The sequence below is a fragment of the Fictibacillus sp. NRS-1165 genome (assembly GCF_050468105.1).
Lineage (GTDB): Bacteria > Bacillota > Bacilli > Bacillales > Fictibacillaceae > Fictibacillus_C > Fictibacillus_C terrinigri.
Map to the genome: position 1 here is coordinate 1 of NZ_JBDPNU010000085.1, position 819 is coordinate 819.

An 819-nucleotide genomic window follows, 5' to 3' on the forward strand; every position below is an offset into this window, starting at 1 on the left:
TCGCAGGATGAATATCAGCGCGCTGAGACACAGTCTTTTATAAAGAGAATTTACGGTGGGACGCTGAAGTCGATGCTGGTTCAGTTCATCCAAGAGGAGTCCTTATCTGAAGAGGATATTAAAGAATTACGCTCAATTTTAGATGGAAAGACTAAAAAAACCTCAGGATGAAACAGTAAATCAAATGGAGTTAGTGACAGTCAGTGATGATATCGTTCCATCCATTATCAATAATGAATTATTGATATTGCCTTTGTCTAATCGTAAATTGATGGTGGCTAGTAATTTTTTATAACTTTGATCAGATGATAATGGATCAATTTATTGAATACCAAATGATAATCTTGTTTTTATAATTTTTGAAAAAAGGAGCATCTACCTAACTACGAGATGCTCCATTTTGACGTGTTTCTTCCTATTATACATGCCTTATGCATGCCCTATTCTTATAATGCCTTTTCAAACTCCTTAACAAGTTTATAAAAAGTCGTCTTTTTTACTCCCATTTCCTGCATGGCCTTCACAGCCGTCATTTCCCCTGCTTTCCATTGTGTATAAATCTGTTTAAACTGTTCTGTCAAGACGACCTTGGGTCTACCAGAAGGCTACGTGATTTTGCAAAGCAACCTCAATTCCTTCACGCTGCCGTTTGCGAATCCAATCTCGTTATTCTTGTGCCATCCAAGAAAGAATCTGCAAAAATAAATCAGCAATAAAGGTACCTAAGCTGTCTTTAAATTGGGTGGTAACTAATAACGGCATATCCAAAACCACAATGTCAGCCTCAATATTTTTTGTAATGTCATTCCATTCATGAAG

The 819-nt window shown here is 36.5% G+C and carries 1 protein-coding gene and 1 pseudogene; one reads left to right on the plus strand and one right to left on the minus strand.

What is annotated here, in order from left to right:
- The coding region (locus tag ABHN01_RS24030) for a BlaI/MecI/CopY family transcriptional regulator (RefSeq protein WP_429877638.1) at window positions 1–171 on the plus strand (171 nt) is incomplete at its 5' end.
- A gap of 275 nt (window positions 172–446) precedes the next feature.
- On the opposite strand, the pseudogene ABHN01_RS24035 reads toward ABHN01_RS24030, so the two are convergent.
- Window positions 447–819 (minus strand): annotated as a pseudogene (locus ABHN01_RS24035) (recombinase family protein); the annotation flags it as partial.